At 45.2% G+C, this 22,499-nt stretch carries 22 protein-coding genes; 8 read left to right on the forward strand and 14 right to left on the reverse strand.

Translation table 11 applies throughout. The annotated features are described in order from the left end of the window. Positions 1-34 precede the first annotated feature (34 nt). A complete protein-coding gene (locus GZN30_RS05000; protein WP_075649835.1) occupies positions 35-283 on the reverse strand; it encodes a DUF3297 family protein in 249 nt (82 codons plus the stop codon). 243 nt (positions 284-526) lie between these two features. Between GZN30_RS05000 and GZN30_RS21440 the strand changes: the two genes are divergently transcribed. After that, complete coding sequence (locus GZN30_RS21440; protein ID WP_260338217.1) at positions 527-658, forward strand: hypothetical protein; 132 nt, start codon at positions 527-529, stop codon at positions 656-658. A 106-nt stretch (positions 659-764) separates the two neighbouring features. On the opposite strand, the gene artM is transcribed toward GZN30_RS21440, so the two are convergent. The 4 genes from artM to artP all read right to left on the reverse strand — a co-directional run bounded on the left by artM (position 765) and on the right by artP (position 3,655). Further along, entirely contained in the window at positions 765-1,433 is a 669-nt protein-coding gene (artM, locus tag GZN30_RS05005) for an arginine ABC transporter permease ArtM (protein ID WP_075649833.1), read from the reverse strand. Next, positions 1,430-2,119: an arginine ABC transporter permease ArtQ gene (gene artQ / locus GZN30_RS05010; protein WP_075649832.1), complete on the reverse strand. Its 690-nt coding sequence runs from the start codon at positions 2,117-2,119 to the stop codon at positions 1,430-1,432. Before artQ ends, artM begins: the two co-directional genes overlap by 4 nt. A gap of 1 nt (position 2,120) precedes the next feature. Then, positions 2,121-2,855 carry a lysine/arginine/ornithine ABC transporter substrate-binding protein gene (locus GZN30_RS05015; protein WP_075649831.1) on the reverse strand — a complete coding sequence of 245 codons (735 nt, stop codon included), beginning with the start codon at positions 2,853-2,855 and terminating at the stop codon, positions 2,121-2,123. 71 nt (positions 2,856-2,926) lie between these two features. Continuing rightward, complete coding sequence (gene artP / locus GZN30_RS05020; protein ID WP_139312248.1) at positions 2,927-3,655, reverse strand: arginine ABC transporter ATP-binding protein ArtP; 729 nt, start codon at positions 3,653-3,655, stop codon at positions 2,927-2,929. Between the two features lie 306 nt (positions 3,656-3,961). On the opposite strand from artP, the gene GZN30_RS05025 reads away from it, so the two are divergent. Next, a complete protein-coding gene (locus tag GZN30_RS05025; RefSeq protein WP_075650184.1) occupies positions 3,962-4,876 on the forward strand; it encodes an alpha/beta hydrolase in 915 nt (304 codons plus the stop codon). A 74-nt stretch (positions 4,877-4,950) separates the two neighbouring features. On the opposite strand, the gene GZN30_RS05030 is transcribed toward GZN30_RS05025, so the two are convergent. From GZN30_RS05030 to hutC, 6 genes are all read right to left on the reverse strand, one after another. After that, positions 4,951-5,679, reverse strand: a complete 729-nt coding sequence (locus tag GZN30_RS05030; RefSeq protein ID WP_075650182.1) for a DUF3581 domain-containing protein — start codon at positions 5,677-5,679, stop codon at positions 4,951-4,953. 218 nt (positions 5,680-5,897) lie between these two features. Beyond that, positions 5,898-7,430, reverse strand: coding sequence for a histidine ammonia-lyase (gene hutH / locus GZN30_RS05035; RefSeq protein WP_075650180.1), 1,533 nt, complete (start codon positions 7,428-7,430; stop codon positions 5,898-5,900). A gap of 10 nt (positions 7,431-7,440) precedes the next feature. Continuing rightward, positions 7,441-9,138: a urocanate hydratase gene (gene hutU / locus GZN30_RS05040; protein WP_075650178.1), complete on the reverse strand. Its 1,698-nt coding sequence runs from the start codon at positions 9,136-9,138 to the stop codon at positions 7,441-7,443. Between the two features lie 21 nt (positions 9,139-9,159). Then, the gene (hutG, locus tag GZN30_RS05045) at positions 9,160-10,158 is read right to left on the reverse strand and encodes a formimidoylglutamase (protein ID WP_075650176.1); all 999 of its coding nucleotides are present in this window, start codon (positions 10,156-10,158) and stop codon (positions 9,160-9,162) included. After that, the gene (hutI, locus tag GZN30_RS05050; protein WP_075650174.1) at positions 10,151-11,389 is read right to left on the reverse strand and encodes an imidazolonepropionase; all 1,239 of its coding nucleotides are present in this window, start codon (positions 11,387-11,389) and stop codon (positions 10,151-10,153) included. Before hutI ends, hutG begins: the two co-directional genes overlap by 8 nt. A 272-nt stretch (positions 11,390-11,661) precedes the next feature. Next, positions 11,662-12,372 carry a histidine utilization repressor gene (hutC, locus tag GZN30_RS05055; RefSeq protein WP_075650172.1) on the reverse strand — a complete coding sequence of 237 codons (711 nt, stop codon included), beginning with the start codon at positions 12,370-12,372 and terminating at the stop codon, positions 11,662-11,664. 278 nt (positions 12,373-12,650) lie between these two features. On the opposite strand from hutC, the gene GZN30_RS05060 reads away from it, so the two are divergent. After that, on the forward strand, positions 12,651-13,394 hold the full coding sequence (locus tag GZN30_RS05060) for a sporulation protein (protein ID WP_075650170.1): 744 nt from the start codon (positions 12,651-12,653) through the stop codon (positions 13,392-13,394). Here the strand turns inward: GZN30_RS05060 and GZN30_RS05065 are convergent. Continuing rightward, on the reverse strand, positions 13,391-14,371 hold the full coding sequence (locus GZN30_RS05065) for a DUF3187 family protein (protein ID WP_075650168.1): 981 nt from the start codon (positions 14,369-14,371) through the stop codon (positions 13,391-13,393). The genes GZN30_RS05060 and GZN30_RS05065 overlap by 4 nt on opposite strands. 132 nt (positions 14,372-14,503) lie before the next feature. Continuing rightward, entirely contained in the window at positions 14,504-15,280 is a 777-nt protein-coding gene (locus GZN30_RS05070; protein WP_075650166.1) for a RelA/SpoT domain-containing protein, read from the reverse strand. Between the two features lie 319 nt (positions 15,281-15,599). Here GZN30_RS05070 and GZN30_RS05075 point away from each other — a divergent pair, with 319 nt between their 5' ends. Next, complete coding sequence (locus tag GZN30_RS05075) at positions 15,600-16,247, forward strand: thiopurine S-methyltransferase (RefSeq protein WP_075650163.1); 648 nt, start codon at positions 15,600-15,602, stop codon at positions 16,245-16,247. A 115-nt stretch (positions 16,248-16,362) separates the two neighbouring features. Here the strand turns inward: GZN30_RS05075 and purT are convergent, their stop codons facing one another. Further along, positions 16,363-17,538 carry a formate-dependent phosphoribosylglycinamide formyltransferase gene (purT, locus tag GZN30_RS05080; protein WP_075650161.1) on the reverse strand — a complete coding sequence of 392 codons (1,176 nt, stop codon included), beginning with the start codon at positions 17,536-17,538 and terminating at the stop codon, positions 16,363-16,365. Positions 17,539-17,780: 242 nt separating this feature from the next. Here purT and GZN30_RS05085 point away from each other — a divergent pair, with 242 nt between their 5' ends. From GZN30_RS05085 to GZN30_RS05100, 4 genes are all read left to right on the forward strand, one after another. Continuing rightward, positions 17,781-19,199 (forward strand): SLC13 family permease, encoded by a 1,419-nt coding sequence (locus GZN30_RS05085; RefSeq protein WP_075650159.1) that lies wholly within the window; start codon positions 17,781-17,783, stop codon positions 19,197-19,199. 3 nt (positions 19,200-19,202) lie between these two features. Next, positions 19,203-20,525: an ATP-binding protein gene (locus GZN30_RS05090; protein ID WP_075650157.1), complete on the forward strand. Its 1,323-nt coding sequence runs from the start codon at positions 19,203-19,205 to the stop codon at positions 20,523-20,525. A 1-nt stretch (position 20,526) separates the two neighbouring features. Continuing rightward, positions 20,527-21,003, forward strand: coding sequence for a response regulator (locus GZN30_RS05095; RefSeq protein WP_075650155.1), 477 nt, complete (start codon positions 20,527-20,529; stop codon positions 21,001-21,003). Between the two features lie 241 nt (positions 21,004-21,244). Then, positions 21,245-22,456, forward strand: coding sequence for an HD-GYP domain-containing protein (locus GZN30_RS05100; protein ID WP_075650186.1), 1,212 nt, complete (start codon positions 21,245-21,247; stop codon positions 22,454-22,456). The last annotated feature ends 43 nt before the right edge of the window (positions 22,457-22,499 follow it).

Below are 22,499 nucleotides of genomic sequence, written 5' to 3' on the forward strand. Positions count from 1 at the left end.
GGCATTGCCGAGCTTTTAGTAACTTGTCAGCTAATTATACGTAGTAAGCTTCTACCGTACCTTTTAGCGTGATTAGCATTGGTTGACCACGACGGTCTAGAGCTTTAGGAGACGCGATTTTAATCCAGCCTTCACTAACGCAGTATTCTTCAACGTCAGTACGTTCTTTACCGTTAAAGCGGATACCGATTTGGTGCTCAAAACACTCAGCCACGAAGAATGGGCTACGTGGGTTGCCTGATAGGTGATCTGGTAGCTCTGGTCTAGCTGTTGTATCGTTCATGGTTTTTGACCCAGTGTCATTAAAAAGTGCGTCATTGTAGTCAATGAGCGCATTGGGCTCAAGTGAGTTTTGAACCTAGATGCTCTGTTTAATCATCCGCGTTTTGATTAAAAATCAGTGAACTATGCTGAAAGTCTGCTTTCAGTACATTAGTTACTGCTTAATGATAGATTTGTGTTGTTCATTGAGAGTTTCAATGGTATTTACTTGTTTAGTTTCTTTACAGACAGCAAGTTGGTAAAAATGGACGTAATGTTAAGTTCTGATTGGGCGGTGAATGTGGCTCAAATCGTGTTTGTTAGCTGGGTAGTTCCATCTATCACCGTGGCAATGCTTTTCGCCATGATTATGTTGTATGTGAAAGTGAAGCGCTAAAGAGAGAATTGATAAAAAGGCGGCAGTGTAAAAACTGCCGCCTTTTTCATGTTTGTATCCCGTTCTGAAATCTATACTTCATTGTCTGACTATAAGCGAACGTTGCTTATGCAGCCTCGAAAGCCAAGGCTTTTCTTTCCAATTGACGAAATAGCAGCGTCAATACGCCATTAACGACTAGGTAGAACAAGCCCGCAATACCAAATACGGTTAACGTGTCGTAGGTTTGTGCGTTAATGCGTTGTGCATAGCCCATTAAATCCATGATAGTAATGGTACTGGCGAGTGATGTGCCTTTAAATACCAAGATCACTTCATTCGAGTAAGCCGGTACCGCACGGCGCAGAGCGTAAGGCAACAGTACTTTTAAACTCTGTGCTTTACTCATGCCTAATGCTTTACATGCCTGCCATTGACCAGTTGGAATGGTGTTAAAAGCACCTTTAAACAGCTGCGTACTGTATGCGGCGGTATTGAGTGCCAATGCGAACATCGCACAGAACCAAGGTTGGCTTAACCAAGTCCATAGAATACTTTCACGAATCCATTCAAATTGCCCCGGTCCGTAGTAGACAAGGAAAATTTGTACTAACAGTGGAGTCCCTGTAAAGAGGATGATGAGACCACGGCTGAGCCAATGCAACACTGGTGTGCGCATCACCAAAATAACCGTCATCAAAAGAGAAAGTAAGCAGCCAACAAGTAGTGAGGCTACGGTGAGTTGGAAACTGGTTGCCAACCCATCGAGCATTTGCATTAGATGCGCTTGATTCATGCTTTGGCTCCTTTAAGTTCACCCATGCCTTTGATGGCAAATTTGTTGTCGATGATTTTGACCAAATATTGAGTAATCAAAGTGATAACAAGATAAATTGCTGCCGCTGTCGCGTACCAAGTGAACGCCTCATGAGTAGACGCTGACGTTAATTGAGCTTGTTTCAACAAGTCTGTCACACCAATTAGAGAGACTAATGCGGTATCTTTAAGCAATACCAGCCATTGGTTGGTTAGACCCGGAAGGGCATGACGTACCGCTTGGGGTAACACAATTCTAAAGAAGGTATGAGCGCGTCCCATACCGAGCGCTAATGCCGCTTCTCTTTGTCCTTTATTTACCGCTTTTAGCGCCCCACGAATGGTTTGCGAGGCATATGAAGAGAAGATCAGTGATAGCGCAATAACGCCAGAGATAAACGGGCTTATCTCAATAAACTCACCAGTGATAAGAAACAACACTTGGGTAGAGCCAAAATAGATAAATAGAACCACTAACAGCTCTGGTAAACCACGAACCACTGTGACGAATGCGGTTGTTGGCCATTTGAATGCAACTCGGCGTGACATTTCACCAGTGGCAAAAATGACCGCGAGAACTAGCCCAACAACCAAGCTGGCGCAAGCGAGCTGGATAGTCATCCAGCTTGCCTGAACGAGCGAAAGAGAATAACCCGTTAATGCCATATTAGTTACCGAAGTACTTAGTGTGGATCTGCTGGTAAACGCCGTTGCTTGCCACTTTTTCTAGCGCTTTGTTGAGTTTCTCAACCAGTGCTTGGTTGTCTTTGTTCACAGCAATACCAAAGCCGTTACCAAAGTATTTCGCGTTAGTGATGTTGTCGCCAACGTAAGCAAGTTCACCTTTGTCGCCTTTAAACCATTCAGCTACGACTGCGTTATCACCAAAGACTGAGTCGATACGACCGTTTTTCATATCAATAAACGCATCTTGGTAGCTTGAATAAGGAACCGCAGTCACACCTGGCATTTGTTCAATCAGGAAGCTTTGGTGCGTTGAGCCATTTTGAACACCAACACGTTTGCCTTCTAGTGCCGCTTGATCGGCAACTTTACCTTTTAGAGAAACAAATGCTGCCGCGTTATCGTAGTAGGCATTAGAGAACGCCACTTGTTCTAGACGCGCATCAGTAATGTCCATTGCTGAAATTGCCGCGTCGTAACGCTTAAATTTTAGGGCAGGGATCAAGCTATCGAATGCTTGGTTGTGGAAAGTACATTTTGCCTGCATCTCTGTACACAGTGCGTTGGCAAGATCCACGTCGAAGCCTTGGATTTGGTTGCTTTCATCCATGAACTCAAACGGAGGGTAGGTCGCTTCCATCACAAATTTGATCTCATCTTGAGCTAGTGCGTGAGTAGAAACTAAACCGATTAACGAAGCTAGAAGGACTTTTTTCATTGTATTACTCCATAAAATTACAATTGCTGACTCCGTCAATGGGCAGCGAACGTGTGACTAGAACTGAATAATTAGTGTTTAAGATAATCGGAAAACTGTGTGGTTTGCGGATTGGTAAATACGTCGTGTGTACCGTGTTCTACGATGCGACCTTTCTCAAGGTAAAGGACGTGCGAAGCGATTTTCTTAGCGAAATCGACTTCATGCGTAACGACAACCTGAGTAATGCCAGTGGCACTTAGCTTTTTAATGATCTCGACCACTTGTGTCGTGATCTCTGGATCCAGTGCCGCAGTTGGTTCATCAAATAGCAGCACATCTGGCTTCATCATCAGTGCGCGTGCAATCGCGACACGTTGTTGTTGACCACCAGAAAGTTGTAGCGGCCATGTGTCCGCTTTGTCTGCCAGTTGCAAAGTTGTAAGTATCTCAATTGCTTGGCTTTTGGCTTCATCGGCTGCCATGCCCGACACTTTAACTGGTGCTTCAATAAGGTTTTGCATCACCGTCATGTGCGGCCATAAGTTGTACTGCTGAAATACCATGCCAACTTTACGACGCAATTCCATTTGTTGTTTTTCTGCAATGGGAGCTGCGAAATCAAACTCGTTTTGAGCAATCGACAATTGCCCATTGTCAGCGCTTTCAAGCAGGTTCAGTACTCTTAGTAGAGAGCTTTTGCCTGCGCCACTTGGACCAAGCAGAACCAGGGTTTCACCATTGTTGCATTCGAAGCTTACATCGTGCAGAACTTGGGTCTCGCCGTAAGATTTATTAATTTGCTTTACTTGAATACTCATGCTTAAAAACTGCATTAATTACCATATGGCATTCATACTACCTAAACTGATGGATTATGCAATAAAAATGTATATAAATTTATTTTGTTGAAGTTATGTATAAATAATAATCGGTCGATCAACAGATAACTCTGGCGCTTATATGCAATTTAATTGTCATTGATAGGCAATGAAGAGGCAGGTGAGCAATAGACTGGTGTGATAATCACCAAAACAATCCACAATCACAAATTTAAGCTGTATTTATATACAGTTTGATTTTACTCCATATGATAGGTGCGATTTTTTGATTTATAGAGTATTTCAATGACCACAAAGCTAGAACTAGGGATTCAAGACCTAGTGAATGAGTTTATTGCTAATGGTAAAATTTGCCCGGCGAGTTTTAATGTCGCAAGTCGTCGAATTGGCTATGAGGCTAGTACTGCTCTAGCAGGTGCTGATGTTGAGATGTATCAAGAATTTGTCGACGTAGTAGATGGAATAGAAGTCAAAGTCTATCGACCAAGTGATGCTGAAAACTTACCTATAACAGTGTACTTCCATGGTGGTTGTTTTATCAGTGGTGGTTTTCAGACCCACGATGTGCAATTAAGAAACCTTGCTCATCAAGGGCAATCCGTTGTGATTTGTGTTGCCTATCGCTTAGCTCCTGAAAACACCTATCCGTGTGCCCATGATGATGTTTATCAAGCGGTTTTAGGTATTTATCGTCAAGGTGGTAAGTATGGAGGGAATATAGAAAAGATCACGTTTGTGGGAGACAGTGCGGGTGGTCAACTTGCATTAGCAACGACGATACGCTTGAAGCAGCAGCAAGATTGGTTACCAACAAAGCAAGTATTAATCTATCCAATGTTGGATCCGCTAGGGCGTTCACAGAGTTATCAAGAGAATGGGTTTGATTACATCATAACGGCTCGGATGTTGTTGTCTGGTTTTGAGATGTATGCGGGAAATACTGCGGCTTTGCGTAATTGCGCTGAGTTGAATTTGTTAGATGCGGATTTTTCAGATTTACCACCGACTCACATTATAACGGCGGAGTTTGATCCGCTACGTGATGAAGGCGAGGAGCTTTATAAACGAATGCGAGCTCAAGGTGTCGATGCATACTGTCAGCGTTACTTAGGAACCATTCACGGCTTTTTCCAACTTGGTGCCGTCAGTGAGTCAGCAAAACGTTGTCTCGCTGCGGTTGCTGCAGAAATACGTACATAGTTACTATTTTTGACAATAAAACGCCCTGCACGAAGGCAGGGCGTTGTTAATCAGTTTGACGTAGACCGTTACTTTCAAGCAGCGGCTTTATCAAATTGTGCTAAAAAACTGTCTTTTAGCGCGTTGAAGCGGCTCACCAAATCATCAATGTCTTCTTGGTTATAAGGTTTTAGACCACTTGCTACCATGCGTTTAATGCCTTTACCGACTACTTCGCCATCTTGAATAAAGTCAAAGTTAAGTGTGACCAGACCACGCTTACCTTCAACATCAAAGGTAGCGCCAGCAAAGTTAACTTCTGGTGCAGAAATGTCTAAGCGAGAAAACTCAACTTCCATGCTTTCATAGATCACTAATGGGCGTTGGCAGTTGATCATCATCTGCTTCTCTTCCATCAGTGGCACCATGATGTGTGGGAAATTCATGCCAGAGAATTGAACGTAGTTAGTGACCACGTGTTCGATAAACTCAGGATTCAGGTTAACGTCACCCTCACGGCTCATGTGCAAGTACTCTTTGCCGTTTGCATCAACGACCGAGGCTTCTTTACTACATTTGTTTTCGATATGTAGGGCAACACCGTCACTGACCATACCAGAGAAGTCAAAACGCATTTTTTGGCTGATCCCTTGTTTGCTGAGTAGAACGGCAAACAGTAGATCCCCAGGTACACAGAAACGCTTGTTATCTTCATCGTGGATTGGGTTGAAATCGCCCGCGACTTTCTTAGCAAAATGGCTTGCTTGTAGGCGAGTGAACTGGAACTGCTCTTCTTGAGAAGAAAAATACGGTGTTAAAAACATATCTTACGCTTAGTAACCAAAACTGCCTGCGATTATATATGAGGAATTTATTTGACTGGTCAATCCAGTCAGTGATGCGAGTGAAATCAAGAGTTTTGTAAGCGCTGCCTTGACGAGAGAACAAAAGATAATCAATTGCTTGAGGTAATTGCTTGAGATAGAGGAGAAAGTAAAAATAGCGCAACGAATCGATGCGCTATTTTTAAACAGTTTGGCTATTACAGACTGGTTAATGTGCCACTAGGCATTAAATCGTTGTGTATTGCTTGTTTTAACAACGCGTTCGCTTGTTCAATATCTGGCGCGAAGTAACGGTCTTTGTCGTAGAACTGTACTTTTTCACGCAGTCTCATCTTGGCGATTTCGATTTTCTCTGATGACTTCAGCGGTGCGCGAAAATCGAGACCTTGCGCGGCAGCCAAATACTCAACCGCCAATATGCCACGGGTATTTTCAGCCATATCTTTTAGTCGTCTACCGGCAAACGTTGCCATCGACACATGATCTTCTTGGTTCGCAGAGGTTGGTAAGCTATCAATCGATGCTGGGTGAGCCAGAGTTTTATTCTCACTTGCTAGGGCGGCTGAGGTGACCTGCGCAATCATAAAACCAGAGTTAACGCCGCCATTATCGACTAAGAAAGGGGGCAGTTTACTCAGTGCGCTATCGATCAGCAGCGCCATGCGGCGTTCAGACAGACTGCCAATTTCGGCAATTGCTAGAGCCAGATTGTCAGCCGCCATGGCCACAGGTTCGGCATGGAAGTTGCCGCCTGAGATGATGTCGCCATCGTCGGCAAACACCAGTGGGTTATCAGATACCGAGTTAGCTTCGACTTGAAGGATCTCCGCTGAATTACGGATCTGTTGTAAACATGCGCCCATCACTTGTGGCTGACAACGCAGTGAATATGGGTCTTGTACTTTTTCACACTGGGTGTGGGATTCGCCGATTTCACTGCTGTTATCCAACATATAACGATAGGCGCTTGCCGCATCCATTTGTGCGCGATGACCGCGCACACGGTGAATACGTGGATCAAACGGGCGGCGACTTCCGAGCGCGGCATCGACCGACATTGCGCCGCAAACGGTGGCTGAGGCGTAAAGATCTTCAGCTGCGAACAGACCTTCTAAGGCAAAGGCAGTAGAGGCTTGTGTACCATTAAGGAGAGCCAAGCCCTCTTTAGGCGCGAGTGTAATTGGCTTTAGGCCAGCAATCGCCAGCGCTTCTACGCCTGAGAGTATTTTGCCATTGTGGCGCGCTTGACCTTCACCAAGTAACACAGTACTCATATGCGCAAGTGGCGCAAGATCACCAGATGCGCCGACTGAGCCTTTCTTGGGGGCACATGGATAAACTTGCGCATTGACCAGTTCAACCAGGGCTTGAATCACAGCGAGGCGAATGCCGGAATAACCACGAGCGAGGCTATTAATTTTCAATACCATCATCAAACGGACAGTTTCATCGGACATAAATTCACCGATGCCTGCTGCGTGTGACAGGACAATACTTTTTTGCAGTACTTCGAGATCTTGTGGTTCGATGCGTGTATTAGCGAGCAGACCAAAACCGGTATTGATGCCATACACCGTGCGATCTTCAGCAATGACTTGCTCAACCACGGCTGTACTTTGATCGATCGCCTCAAAAGCCGCACTGTCTAAGCTTAGGTTGACAGGCGAGCGGCTAATTTGGCGCAATTGACTGAGGTTTAAATGACCCGGCTTTAAAACGAGGTTCAACATCTTCATTCTCCTAACGTAGTTTAGCCAGTTCTTGATTTAGCATCGGCAAATCGAGTCGTTGCTCGGCTGCACATTGTTTCGCTATGTCGTAGCCAGCATCGGCATGACGCATTACTCCAGTTGCTGGATCGTTGTGTAGCACACGAGCAATGCGACGGCTTGCATCGCCTGTACCATCACAACAGATCACCATACCTGAGTGTTGTGAGAAGCCCATACCAACGCCGCCACCATGGTGTAGCGAGACCCAAGTTGCGCCACCTGCGGTGTTGAGTAGCGCATTGAGCAGTGGCCAATCGGAGACCGCGTCCGAGCCATCCATCATTGCTTCAGTTTCGCGGTTTGGACTGGCGACTGAGCCTGAGTCGAGGTGGTCACGTCCAATTACAATTGGCGCTTTTAACTCACCATTTTTCACCATCTCGTTGAAGGCTTGACCTAGGCGCTCTCGATCTTTTAATCCAACCCAACAGATTCGTGCAGGTAGACCTTGGAATTGAATCCGTTCACGAGCCATATCGAGCCAGTTGTGTAAGTGCGGGTCATCAGGGATCAGCTCTTTGACTTTCTGATCGGTCTTGTAGATATCTTCTGGGTCGCCAGAAAGCGCAGCCCATCGGAATGGTCCTATACCCTGACAGAAAAGCGGGCGAATATAAGCGGGCACAAAACCAGGGAAGTCAAAGGCGTTCTCAACGCCTTCTTCAAGCGCCATTTGACGGATATTGTTGCCGTAGTCGAGCGTTGCAGCGCCACGAGATTGTAGCTCCAACATCGCCTTAACTTGAATAGCCATTGAGGCTTTCGCAGCAGCGACCACTTTCGCTTCATCGGTTGTGCGCACTTCGGCGGCGTACTCCATACTCCAACCTTGTGGTAGATAACCATTAAGCGGATCGTGAGCAGAGGTCTGGTCGGTCACCACATCCGGTGTAATATTTCGTTCAACTAACTCGGCGAACACATCCGCGGCATTGCCGAGTAAACCCACAGAAACAGGCTTATCAGTGCTATAGATGATTTCCAGTGCTTCGTCTAAGCTGGTGGCTTTTTTGTCGACATAACCAGTACGCAGTCGGTAATCGATGCGCGACTCATCGCATTCAACGGCCAACATTGAAAAACCTGCCATGGTTGCGGCTAGTGGCTGAGCGCCACCCATGCCACCTAAACCACCAGTTAAGATCCAGCGCCCTTTGGCTTCGCCTTGGAAATGCTGCTTCGCCACCGCGACAAAGGTCTCATAGGTACCTTGCACGATGCCTTGAGAGCCAATATATATCCAGCTCCCTGCGGTCATTTGACCGTACATCATTAACCCTTGTTTATCGAGTTGGTTAAAGTTATCCCAATTCGCCCAGTGTGGTACTAAATTTGAGTTAGCGATCAGCACTCGCGGCGCGTCTTTGTGTGTTGGGAAAACGCCCACAGGTTTACCTGATTGCACTAACAAGGTTTGGTCTTCTTCCAAACGTTCCAGTACTTCAACGATCTTGTCAAAACACTCCCAATTGCGTGCCGCACGACCGATGCCGCCATACACCACAAGTGCATGTGGATGTTCAGCAACATCTGGGTCTAAGTTATTCATCAGCATGCGCAATGGGGCTTCGGTCAACCAAGAGCGAGCACGAAGCTCATTGCCGTGGGGAGCACGAATGGTTCGTTGAGTGTCGAGACGCGTGTCGTTACTGCTGCGTTCCGTCATAAGAAGACTCCTTGTGTTTCACTATTTCTCTGAAAATGCGTTGGCGATATCCCAACACAACCGGGCTGCGAGCCGGGCAGTTTGGCTATCGACATCGTATGTCGGGTTATATTCGGCGATATCTGCAATCACCAATTTGTTTTTGTAGTGCAAGATGCGCTCTAAAAAGAGGTTAATGGTATCAAGACTAATACCTCGAGCTGCTGGGGCGCTGACCCCTGGAGCTATCGCACCAGGAAAAACATCGAGATCGATGGTGAGATAGATGTAGTCACAGTTATCGATGAAATGTTGTAGTTGAGTAAGGTGATAAACATGGTTGAGATGAGAGAGATCTTTGTCCTCAACATACCAAACATTGAGTTCATCGGCGCGCTCAAAGAGGGCTGCGGTATTACTGGCTCGACTGACACCTAAGCAAGCGTAATGAAATGGCCACTGTTTTTCTTGGCAGTAGTGTTGGATCTGATTAAACGGCGTTCCTGAACTTGGTTTTACGCTGACGTTGCTGTGCTCAAATGCCCGTAAATCGAAATGAGCGTCGAAGTTAATAATCCCAATCCGTGGCGGTTTAACCGGGTTGATGTACTCAAAATAGCGCGCTAAGCCAAGAAAGGAAGCCCAAGCGACTTCATGTCCACCACCTAACGTAATGACTGGTGTTGAGCGCAGCGCTGTAGCAATGATCTCAGCGCAATCAGATTGTGCTTGTTCAAGTAAATCGTCATCGCAAACCACAGTGCCTAAGTCTATTAAGTGGCTCTCTTTATGCCAAGCCATGTTAGCTAACGCGCGTCGAATCAAATCTGGTGCTTTGCGAGCGCCAATGCGCCCTTTATTTCTAGCCACACCCGCATCGCTGGCAAAGCCAAGGATACTCACAGCATTGCGATAGGGTTGTAGTTCGCTCACTTGCATGGTCTTGATGACACTGTGAATACGTTTCCCGCCCGCGCCATCTTCTTCATCAATACGACCTTGCCAATGAAAATCTTGTTGCGTAACTGGTAGATTAGACATAGCTGATCTCTCCCTGAATGAGTCGTGCATAGAGTCGTTTTACGCCTTGCAGGTAACTTAATTCAGCGGGGTGTTCAATGTCCCAGAGCGCTAAGTCCGCATCATAACCAAGCGCGATCTGTCCACGACTGTCGCTCACTCCAAGGGCTTGGGCTGCATTAGCTGTGACACCTCTCAGCGTCTCTTCAGGTGTTAGTCCAAATAAGGTACAGCCCATATTCATCATCATAGTCAAATCTGCGAATGGTGAGGTACCTGGATTGAGATCGGTTGCAATCGCCATCGGCACTTGATGCTTACGTAATAACTCGATCGGTGGCGTCTGTGTTTCGCGTAGAAAGTAGAAAGCGCCCGGCAAGAGTGTCGCAACTGTTCCCGAGCTTGCCATCGCTTTAACACCTTGTTCATCGAGGTATTCGATATGGTCGGCAGATAATCCGTTGTATCGTGCAGTTAACGCACTACCACCTAGGTTAGAGAGCTGTTCAGTATGACCTTTGATTGCCAAGCCATGTTGGTGAGCCGCTTGAAAAACTCGTTCTGTTTGAGCGAGATTAAAGCCAATTGACTCACAGAACACATCGACACTGTTGGCGAGTTTCTCTTCGGCAACAGAGGGAATAATTTCGTTACAGACTAAATCAATATATTGATCAGGTGCATAGGTAAATTCGGGTGGGACAGCATGGGCGGCGAGGAGAGTCGTCGAAATACGCACATTTCGATAGCTTTCAAGCGATTTGGCAGCGCGCAGCATTTTGATTTCATCGTTAAGTGTCAGCCCATAGCCGGACTTTATCTCGACACTCGTTACACCACTGGTAAGCAGACCATCAAGACGCGGCAAAGCGATCTCAGTTAACTGCTCTTGGCTGGCTTGTCGAGTCGCTTTCACCGTTGAGAGGATACCGCCGCCTTGTTGGGCAATGGTTTGATACGGAATGCCGTTAAGGCGCATCTCAAATTCATTGGCTCGGTTGCCGGCATAGATAAGATGAGTGTGGCAATCAATCAGCCCTGGCGTGACCAGCTTGTTTTGGCAGTCTCGCGATTGAGCAGCGTCATCGGCTAAAGGCGTTGCACTGATTGCGGCAATCTTGCCGTGTTTAATATAGATATGACCGTGCTGTACTTGATACCCCTCAGCGTTTGGCACCAGAGAGACATAACGTACATTGGCTAAATGTAAGTCATACAGAGGTGATGCTAAATCTTGCGTTGGCAGGGTCATCGTCGTCGTCCATATTTAATGTATATACAAATAATGGTTCGAACATGATGATTGTGCAATGATTATGTAATAGAAATGTGATCAATTTATGGAATTATTATCTACTAATTCGTGTCTATGAAGTGATTGCAATTTTATTGATAACTTAAAAAACAAGGTAACTCATTGATTTGTTTATGCTTGATTCATGCGTTCTGGATTTGTATCGCTAGGTAGCGGATGCGATTGCCACAGGGCAATCGACAGACAAAAGTTAACCAGACAAGCTGGCATTAGAAATTGACGGTTGAACTGAGCTTGTAGCGAGAGCCCGGGTGGTAAAGCAACGCGCTACTGACTAAGTTGCTACCACTCCAGGTGCGACGGTTGAGCAATAAGCAAGGTTCATGTTCTTTCAAACGAAGCTGTTGCTGCTTTGATTTATCGATCATGACTGCTTCAACACTGTGTTCAATAGCCGAAAGTGGGCAGGCGTCAAAAAGATATTGGGTTGGTGTTTGTAGGCTAAAGTCTTGTTCTAGATAGGCTGGCGCATACTCTGGGTTAACCCAACGTAGTTCGAGCTGGATGGGCTGTTCATCGGCGTAGTGAATGATCTCGCTATAAAAAACCTTAGTGCCACGCATCACGCCAAGCTGAGTAGCGATTTTCTCATCCGCATTGATTTGCGATTGTGCCAAGACTTGGTTGCTGTAATGTTTACCACGCTCAGTGACTTCCAAAGCAATATTGCGAATATCCAGCAGGGGGGATTCCGCTTTGTCTGGTAGCTGACAAACAAAAGTACCCAGACGCGGCTTTCTTTCAAGTCTACCTTCCGTAACCAGATCGCGAATTGCTTTGTTAACCGTCATACGACTGACATTAAATTGCTCAGTGAGCTCAAATTCGGTACTGATGCGCTGCCCAACCGACCATCTACCAGACTCGATTTGTTCAATGATGTATTGCTTGATTTGCTGATAAATGGGTAGTGATGTCATGGGGAAACCTGAATAATTTAGGTATATACAAATGTAACTGTAATCGCCATACAATTGCAAGGTAAGATTAAAATCTCAGCAAACGAATGAGATAGGGCGCAATCTGTTAGTAAAGTGCTTGATGGATAAGCCTAGGATATGAGATACCGATACTATCAATCTGATTTGGCGACATTATTGGTTTGTTGATACGTATTGTTCACATTTGAACTGATGCGAAATAGTGTTTCCTATTGATGAATTAACTCAATTACAAAAAGCTACAAAAGGAATAGAGAATGTTTGCCAAGTTAAAAGCTTCGCTCGGTATTGGTGCAGCAAAAGTGGATACTGTGTTGGACAGCATGGCTGTCATGCAAGGTGAGAGCATCAAAGGTGTGGTTCATATCCAAGGTGGTGATGTAGAGCAGCAGATCGACGCGATTAACTTAAAACTTTGTACCGAGATGAAAGTGGAATCGGATAATGGTGTCAGCTATCAAGAGTTCATTCTAGGTAGTTTACAGGCGGTTCAGCCATTTGTAATTGCGCCAAATGAAAACAAGCAGGTGCCATTCGAATTTAAATTGCATGATGAAACGCCAGTTACTGCGCTTAATGCGATTAAAAACCAGTGTCATGTGTGGGTGGAAACCACCCTTGATATCGACTTTGCGATAGATCCTAAAGATCGTGATTATGTTGAAGTCCAGCCATTGCCAGTGGTGGCGAAAGTGATTGGAATGATCCAAAGCAATGGTTTCGAGATGGTGAAAGCCGACGTTGAAAAAGGGTATTTACGCGGTGGTAACTTCAGTTCTAAGTCAGGCTGTTATCAAGAAATCGAGTTTCGAGGTGGCAGCTTTATCAATAAGAAAGAGATTGAGTTGTCATTTGTGTTGGAAGGCAATTATGTTCATTGCTTAGCGGAAGTGGATCGCTCTTTAGGCTTGCGTGGCGATCAGTATGTGTCATTTACGCTATCTCGCGGCGCCTCAGATGCTGAAGTGCAGTCTGCAGTTGCTCGCGTACTATCGATCTAATTAGAGCCGCCATAACGGTACCGATAAGCGAAAGTGAACGCAATATCGGTACTGTTGTCTGCATTTATCATATTTTCGATTACTGAAAACTCCAGCGCAGATTGTTCCATTTCAAAACGATACCCCAAGGTGACATCGGTAGAGACGTTGGCGAACTCATCGTCAGCTTCAGAGATCCCTTCATAAACGCCTAGTTGCATCACTAAAAAATGATTTTGGTACCACTGATAACGGTAGCTCCCGCCGACAAACCAGTTGTTGTCGACATAGGGCATTTGGTCAAAATTTGTCGGTACGTCACGAAAAGTTTGACTTAAGGTGACATCAATAGCGTGATTGCCAGTTAAAAAACCATAGTTAAGCTGTAATGCTTGTTCCCAGTCACTATGAGCAAAAAAGCCACTGCCTAAATCACTGTAGTAAAGGCTTAGCCCTATCGAAAGTCCGTGATTATCGTGTTGGTAAAGTTGGTATTGTAAGTAGCTATAAATGCCTTGGCTGATGATGTCTCCATGAAAGTCTTTTTCATCGATACCGTAACTTGGCGCAGAAATGATGTATCGATCGTTGTCCACTTCATCTCGACCGTTCTGGTCAATCGAAAACCAGTCATGAAACGCTATCGTGAGCGAATCTAAGCTATTGTTGCCCGCATGATTAATGCGATAACCAATTTCCCATTGCCAAGCTTCATTTATCTGCCATTTGCCGTTGAGATGCAGTTGGTTTTGATAATAGTCCAGTTCGTATACGCTGTTGTTCGCCCAAATACTGGCTAATGCTAATGAGGCATTGAGTTCGACTGCGTGATTTGGCATCGAAAAGCCAGAACGTAACTGGGGGGCAAGACCGTTAGTGATAAAAGGGGATTGGGCGTAAGTATGCAAAGGTCCAAATTGTGTTGAAGAGACCTCAGAGGCGAAGCTGCTGATTGCAACCAGCAGCGGTGAAGCAGCACAAAAGAAGATTTTGCCCATATCGCTTATTTGAAAGAGAGTACTTATTTTGACTATAGGTCAAGAACTGGCGAACTGGTAAATAAGCTGGGCAAGGTAAGTTTTCAAGGTAAGTAAAACAACAGGCTGAGAGTTCAGCCTGTTGAGTGAGTATTATGCCGCACTCAAATGAGTGGTAATGTAGGGTTGCCATGCATCCTGATACAGCTGGCGAGATTGGCTACGCATGCTATTAATTTGTGCTAATTCAAACTCAGTCATGGCGCGCTGCTCGATATCTGCGGTACGTTCAATGCGCTGAATTTGTTCATAGAAGCTATGTTCAGGACCAGATTTTACATCCGCAATGGCTTTTAGGTGCAATTGCACTTCAGCAACCAGATTTGTTTTTGGCAGTTTCACCAAGACGTTCAAGTCACGGTAACCTGACTCTGCCGGTTTTTTAAAGCGGTTTTTCACTTTAACGATGGTAGTTTCACGATCCAGAACTTCAAACGCTTCCATCAAGCTTGCTACATCATTTGCCACGATAGTTGCACGGGCAAGGTCAGTGATACGGTTAACTTGACCATCCAGTTCTAATGCAATTTTTTCTTGGGCACGCTGAGAAGATTTTACGCCAGCAAAGTAGGCGTCGGTGCCAGTGAGTAGGGCGGTACTTTTACAGATAGTTTCTAGCTCGAATTGAGCTTGGTGCGCTTTACTGTAAAGCACGTCGAAATCAGAATAAGGCTGTAATGGCTTTGAATCGGTTGAAGAAATGCCATACAAACCACTTAGATTGTGTTTGAAGGCTTTAGAGCAAACCTGATCTTGGTTTGCACTTCGGCTGCCATCATTGGTTGGAGATGGCATCGGCATCGCGGCAAAAGCTGGAGAACGGCTCAGCATCAAAAGCATTAGTGCCGTGGTGCGTAGGAATAAGCTCATTCACTCTCCTCAGAATTGTCGTTGCTTAGAAAAAAGGGAATTAAAAAGTAATTACGCCTAAACAAAACAGTTCGTTACCCTATTTATGGGGGCTACCTGAGCAAACTCAATCCTAGCAAAAAGTCATAGTTCAAAAGTTTTAACTAGATCTCAATTACAGCTCATTGCTCTAATTTTGACTGCGCTATTACAGGAAGTTCACTTTCAAGATGTAACTAAGTATATCGATGCAAAATGAACCTAATCTGAATGGTCTGTTTAACTTTGATGAGCTTTTCGATAGTCTTAGCGCTCAAAAGTCAGCTGAGAAAATTATAAAATGAAAGATCCAGAATTTTGGCACAATAAATGGGCTGCCAACCAGATTGGTTTTCACCTTGAAGACGTGAATCCGCTGCTTATTAACTATTGGCAACACACCAAACCTAACTACAGTGACAAAGTGTTTGTCCCGCTGTGTGGTAAGTCAGAAGACTTGGTTTGGTTAGCAACGAAACATGAAGACGTACAGGGCGTAGAGCTGAGTAATATTGCCGTACGTGCATTTTTCGCAGAACACTTTTATACCCCGATGGTTATGCCAATCAATGGTCAGCATGAGTTGTTCCAATTTGATGAGTTGTCGATTTATGTCGGCGACTATTTCACAGCGCCACTCAAGCCAGTGGATATTGTTTATGACCGTGCGGCGCTGGTGGCGCTACCGGAAGAGATGCGTGACGCTTATGTGGAATGTCTTAAGGGCTTATTGAATCCTGGTGCTCGCATTCTTCTTGTGACGTTAGATTATGTTCAAGAAGAGATGGCAGGTCCTCCGTTTTCCGTGCCTGAGTTAGAAGTGCGTCGTCATTTTGCCGATTACAAAATCACGAAGCTTTACCGTGATGAAGGTGATGAGAACCACCCACGCATTGTGCGTAATAACCTGACTCGATTTGCAGAAGAAGTGTATTTGATTGAGAGTTAGTTGCTAACTATTTTCGGGTAATACGATAACGCAAAAACGCTTGGCGATGATAAGTCGCCAAGCGTTTTTTAATCGATTAAGTTTGTCCAACCTGAGATGGACAGCTTAGCGAAATCTAGTAAATCACTTTCACTTTGTTTGCAGCAGTAATCGCATCTTCAATCGCCTGTTCTGTAGTCGGGCGCTGAGTGATTGCCACACCTAAACGGCGGCGACCATCAATATCCGGTTTACCAAATAGGCGCACTTGCGTTTGTGGCGCATTTAACGCATCGGCTAAACCTTCATAGCGAATGTTGCTCGAAGTACCTTGACCCAAGATAACCGCGGATGCACACGGACCGTATTGCTTAATCGCTGAAATTGGCATGCCAGTAAATGCACGCACATGCAGCGCGAACTCCGACATATCTTGTGAAAGCAACGTCACCAGACCAGTATCGTGAGGGCGAGGGGAGACTTCATTAAAAATGACAGTGTCACCTTTTACAAACAGCTCGACACCAAAAATGCCGTAACCACCCAAAGCATTGACGACTTTTTCTGCCGCATGTTGCGCCGCTTTTAGTGCTCGGTCTGACATTACCTGTGGTTGCCAAGATTCACGGTAGTCGCCGTCTTCTTGGCGGTGTCCGATTGGTGCGCAAAAGTGGACGCCATCCACAGCCCGAACCGTTAGCTGAGTAATTTCGTAGTCAAAATCAATAAAGCCTTCAACGATCACGCGTCCAGCGCCAGTGCGACCACCTTCTTGCGCATATTGCCAAGCTTTCTCTACGTCATCTGCACTTTTAATTACGCTTTGTCCTTTACCCGATGAACTCATCACTGGCTTACACACACAAGGGATACCGACTGCTTCTACCGCAGCTGTGAAGTCTTGGTAGTTATCGGCAAAGCGGTAAGGGGAGGTTGTCAGTTTCAATTCTTCAGCAGCAAGACGACGAATGCCCTCACGGTTCATCGTAAGTTTGGTGGCATTGGCAGTGGGTACTACATTCAGTCCTTGCGCTTCTAGTTCAACCAGTTTTGAAGTCGCAATCGCTTCTATTTCAGGAACCACGTATGCCGGTTTCTCTTTAGCAATAATGTCTGCTAGCGCGTCACCATCGAGCATATCTAAAACGTAACTACGGTGCGCCACTTGCATAGCCGGTGCGTTTTCATATCGGTCACAGGCAATCACTTCCAAGCCTAGACGCTGACACTCAATCGCGACTTCTTTACCTAGCTCACCAGAACCTAAAAGCAGAACACGAGTAGAATTTTCACTAGTTGCTGTACCAAACATACATACCCTTTAATCTAAAGACGTTGAAAACTGCGACGAATCATACTGGAATAAAGACAAAAAGCAAACGTTTGCGCAAGGTGTGATAACTCACCAATAGTTACAAAGTAAGAGATAAAGCACATTTTCTTAACAGCGTGATCTGTGAATGTGAATTCATTGATCTAACACCAAATTTGGCAAGCAAAACAGGAGGATGATTGCAGCAGACAATTTAAAATCTCAGGAAGAGTAGTAGCGTAATGCGTTCTTATTTGAAATACATCATTCCAGTGGTGATTCCACTGTTGATTCTTTTAATGCCGTTAAGTGCGTTTCCATTTGAAGGAATAACGATTTTACAACAAAGGGTTATCGCAATCTTTTTGTTGGCAGCCTTATGCTGGGTGTTGGAGCCGATTCCGATCTATGCCACTTCTGTGGTCATCATCGTACTTGAGCTGTTGATGCTCTCTGACAAAGGTCTGATTTTTTTCCGCTTAGACCAAGGGCAGGCGCATTTTGGTCAACTGCTCAAATACAACGAAATCATGGCTACCTTTGCCAGTCCAATAATTATGCTGTTCTTGGGCGGCTTTTTCCTTGCGATGGCAGCAACCAAATATCGCTTGGATGTTAACTTAGCGCGCGTACTGCTTAAACCGTTTGGTAGCGATCCTAAGTACGTAATGCTTGGGCTGATGTTGATCACCGCGATCTTCTCTATGTTTATGTCAAACACGGCAACAACAGCAATGATGTTGTCGATCTTAACTCCGGTTATCGCAGTGTTTGGTCCCAAAGATCCGGGACGGGTGGCGTTTGCACTCTGTATCCCGGTTGCGGCGAATATCGGCGGCATCGGCACGCCAATTGGAACGCCGCCAAACGCTATCGCACTTAAATATCTCGTCGGTGATAACTACATTTCGTTTGGGGAATGGATGGCGTTCGGTGTGCCATTTGTGGTTGTGATGATGGCGCTCGCTTGGTTTTTAATTAATGCACTGTTTACCGCAGAGCAAAAGAGCATCGACTTATCGATTAAAGGTAAGTTCCTGAAAACGCCGAAAGCTATCGTGGTGTACATCACTTTTGGATTGACGATTTTATTGTGGTTGATGGGTTCTACACATGGCATGAACTCTTACACGGTGGCGCTTATTCCGGTTGCGGTGTTCTCATTGACCGGCATTATTAATAAAGAAGATTTAAAGAAAATTTCATGGGACGTGCTTTGGCTGGTGTCGGGTGGTATCGCACTTGGCTTGGCGTTAGACAAAACTGGGCTGGCGAGTTTGGTGGTGCACAGTATTCCGTTTGATGAGTATTCACCTTATGTGGTGCTATTTGGGGCGGCATTCCTCTGTTTGTTAATGGCGAATTTTATGTCGCACACCGCAACGGCAAACTTACTGATGCCAATCATGGCGGCGCTAGGTGCATCAATGACCTCACTTGCACCACTTGGTGGTGAAGTAACATTGATCCTTGTGGTGACCTTTGCTGCTTCTTTGGGCATGTCCTTACCGATCAGTACGCCACCTAATGCGTTGGCTCACGCCACTGGCAACGTAGAAAGCAGTCAAATGGCGAAAGTGGGGGTGATTCTTGGCGTCGTCGGCGTCGGGCTTAGTTTTGCTTTGGTTTGGGTTTTACATTCAGTGGGGCATATTGGTTAAGTAATGTATCAACCAGATGTATCGAGCTTAATAAATCGTTATTTCAGCCAACCAGAACGCACACTGCTGGTGGAAGCTGGGGCAACCTTAATTGAGCAGAATGGACGAAACGAGCGACTCTATTACGTTTTGGATGGCGAGTTGCAAGGATTTGTATCGGAAAAAGGCGAGAACACAACCAAGGTGTTCTCTGCCAGCCAAGGTGCTTTTATTGGCGTGCACAGCTTCTTTTCCGGTATGTGGATAGCGTCATCGACGGTAATTGCAAAGACCGATGCGCGTTTAGCTTGGATAGATCGCAACATTCCGGCTATTGAGGAAGCGACGTTTGGTCCTTTAACCGCTCAGTTTACGCCGGTGATCGTTAACGAGCTGTCACGTCGGCAGTGGCGTGCAACGCAAGAGGCACTGGCAAAAGAAAAAGCACTGAAAAAGCTCAACTTAGCTGAGCAGATGACGACTCTCGGGCAACTGGCTGCGGGCATTGCGCATGAGCTAAACAACGCTATTGGTGTGGTAAGTAGCAAATCTGAGCGGCTAGAGAGCGTGATTGTTAATCTGCTGGAAGAGCTGCATCCAGAAGCGAGTCAGTTTTTTGATCACGGCTTATTGTATGGACAAAAAAGTACGTCTAGTGATGTGCGACAACGGGCAAAGGAGATAGAGCGACGCTATGGTTTAGATCGAGCTACGGCAAAAGATCTTGCTCGAGCACTGCCAAGCGATCAGCTCTCTCAACATTGGCTACGCAATCCTCAGTTGGCAGTCAAGTATTGGAAAATGGGGCGGGATTTGCATGATCTGCGCTCGGCGTCAAAACATACGGTTGGGATTGTACGCTCAGTAAAACAGTTAGGGCGCGCCGATATTGATACGGTAGAAGAGGTTGATATTAATGAAAGTATCAATCGTGCTGTTGCGTTATTACAAAGTGATTTACGCCCCGTTGCAGTGAGGATAAGCCCGGGAGAGTTGCCAAAATTCAAAGGGTCGCAAACTGAGTTGGTGCAAGTTTGGATCAATATTATCAAGAACGCATGCGATGCGATGACCCAGACCAAAAAGCCGAAAGTTGAAATTAAAACCCGTTTAAATCGTAATCGAATATTAGTCACGATTACGAATAATGGACCTGAAATAGATTCAAATACTCGTAGACGAATATTTGACCCTAATTTCACCACAAAAAAAGGAGGGTTATCGTTTGGCTTGGGATTAGGACTCTCTATTGTCAGAAGAATTGTCTCGGGATATGGCGGGTCTGTCGCGGTTAAAAGCGAACCACATCAAACTATTTTTCGAATTAAATTACCTATCGAGGATTAACATGGACAAGCTAAATGTAATTTGTGTCGACGACCAACGAGAGGTTCTGAGCGCGGTATTGCAAGATCTTGAGCCATTGGCTGAATGGCTCAATATTGAAGATTGCGAATCAGCTGATGAAGTGTTAACGCTTATGGATGAGCTGGACTCGGAAGGCGAGTATATTGCGCTATTGGTCTCAGACCATGTGATGCCGGGCAAAACGGGCGTAGAGTTACTGACTGAAGTGAGTTGTGACCGACGCTTCAGCAAGACTAAGAAGATATTACTCACCGGGCAGGCGACACATAGTGACACCATTCAAGCGATTAATACCGCTGGTATTAATCAATATTTTGAAAAGCCATGGCAAGCCGATCAGTTATTAGAGGCGGTTATTCGTCTTGCAACTGAATATATATTCGATTCAGGCTTAGATTACACCGAGTACCATAGTTATTTAGATCAACAAGTGGTTTTAGAGAAATTGAGAATGTAGTGTGAATATTTAGGCGCTCTGTTTGTCAACAGGGCGCTTTCGTTTAGCACATATAAATAAGTATTAACTCGATAGTGAGTAAATTTTGCGAGTGAGTTATGAAGATTTTGTGAACTGCTAGAGTTTTCTAAACTTAAGTATGAACAAAAATAACGCAAACAATACTTTGGAGGAGGATATATTTTAGTGGTCGTAATATAATGCATGCTTGCTTTGAATGGATACGAAATTTGATATCACGATGCAGTATGATCCAAAAAATTCTATAAAGATCTCTATTGATACTCTGGCTGTGGGTATGTTTGTGACAGCGATAGAACATAGTCAGCGTGTTAACCTTTCCAATGCTGGTCGAGTTTCTAATGCCAATGCCATTCAACAATTGAAAAATAACGGCGTTAAGCTTGCGTGGGTTGATCAAACACTTTCGGACAAACGTTGCCAATTTAAACCTGTTGAAGAGGGTGTTGAACCAGCACCAGCTCAAGAAGTTACGCTTCAATCTTATATTCGACCTAAGAGACAGAGTCGTTTTGCTCAGCAAAAGCGTGCGTCTAAACTTATTTACGAAGCTCGTGGTCTGGTGCAAAAACTTATCTCCGACACATTCGAAGGTAAGGTTATTCATGTTGATGAGATTGATCAATGGGCGGACGATGTCATTGAATCAGTACTGATTGATTCTGACGCGCTGCAATGTGTTTCCGCTTTGCGAGATAAAGATAAGTACCTTTTAGAGCACTCTGTCAATGTCGCCTGTCTACTGGTTAGCTTTGGTAAACATCTTGGCTTGCCAAAAGAGACACTTAAGCAAGTTGCGATTGGCGGCATTATCCACGATGTTGGCAAGATTAAAGTCGATGATGCAGTACTGCATAAACCAGCTAAGCTCACCGCAGAAGAATTTGAACACATGAAGCTTCACCAAGTGTTCGCTAAAGATATTATCGATAATGTTAAAGGTTTAAGCAGCATCGCTCGTGATGTTTGTCTCATGCACCATGAAAAACTCGATGGTTCAGGCTATCCGGCAGGTTTGACCGCTGAACAACTGCCACTGCATGGACGGATGAGCAGCATAGTGGATATTTATGATGCGTTAACCGCGGACCGCTGTTACAAACGAGGCATGAGTTCGGCAGAAGCATTTAAGATTTTGCTGAGTCTAAGTGGCAACCATTTAGATAAGGATCTGGTGTATAAATTTATCAACTGTATCGGTGTCTACCCGGTGGGGTCGATAGTTGAGCTAAGCGATGGTCGAATTGGCATTGTTTGGACGTCGAATCAAGACGAACCGTTGAAACCAGAGATCAAATGTTTCTATTCACGCAAGTACAAGCGCTTCATTGAAGTGAGTTTTGTCGACCTTAAACACAGCGCAGTCAAGATTGAAAAAGCGGTTGCTCCGCATACATTGGAGATTGACCCGAAACCATTTTTCGACCTTTGATCGTTCTATTCTTCACTGTAGTTTTTATACAAAAGGCGCCAAT

Source organism: Vibrio ponticus, assembly GCF_009938225.1.
Lineage (GTDB): Bacteria > Pseudomonadota > Gammaproteobacteria > Enterobacterales > Vibrionaceae > Vibrio > Vibrio ponticus.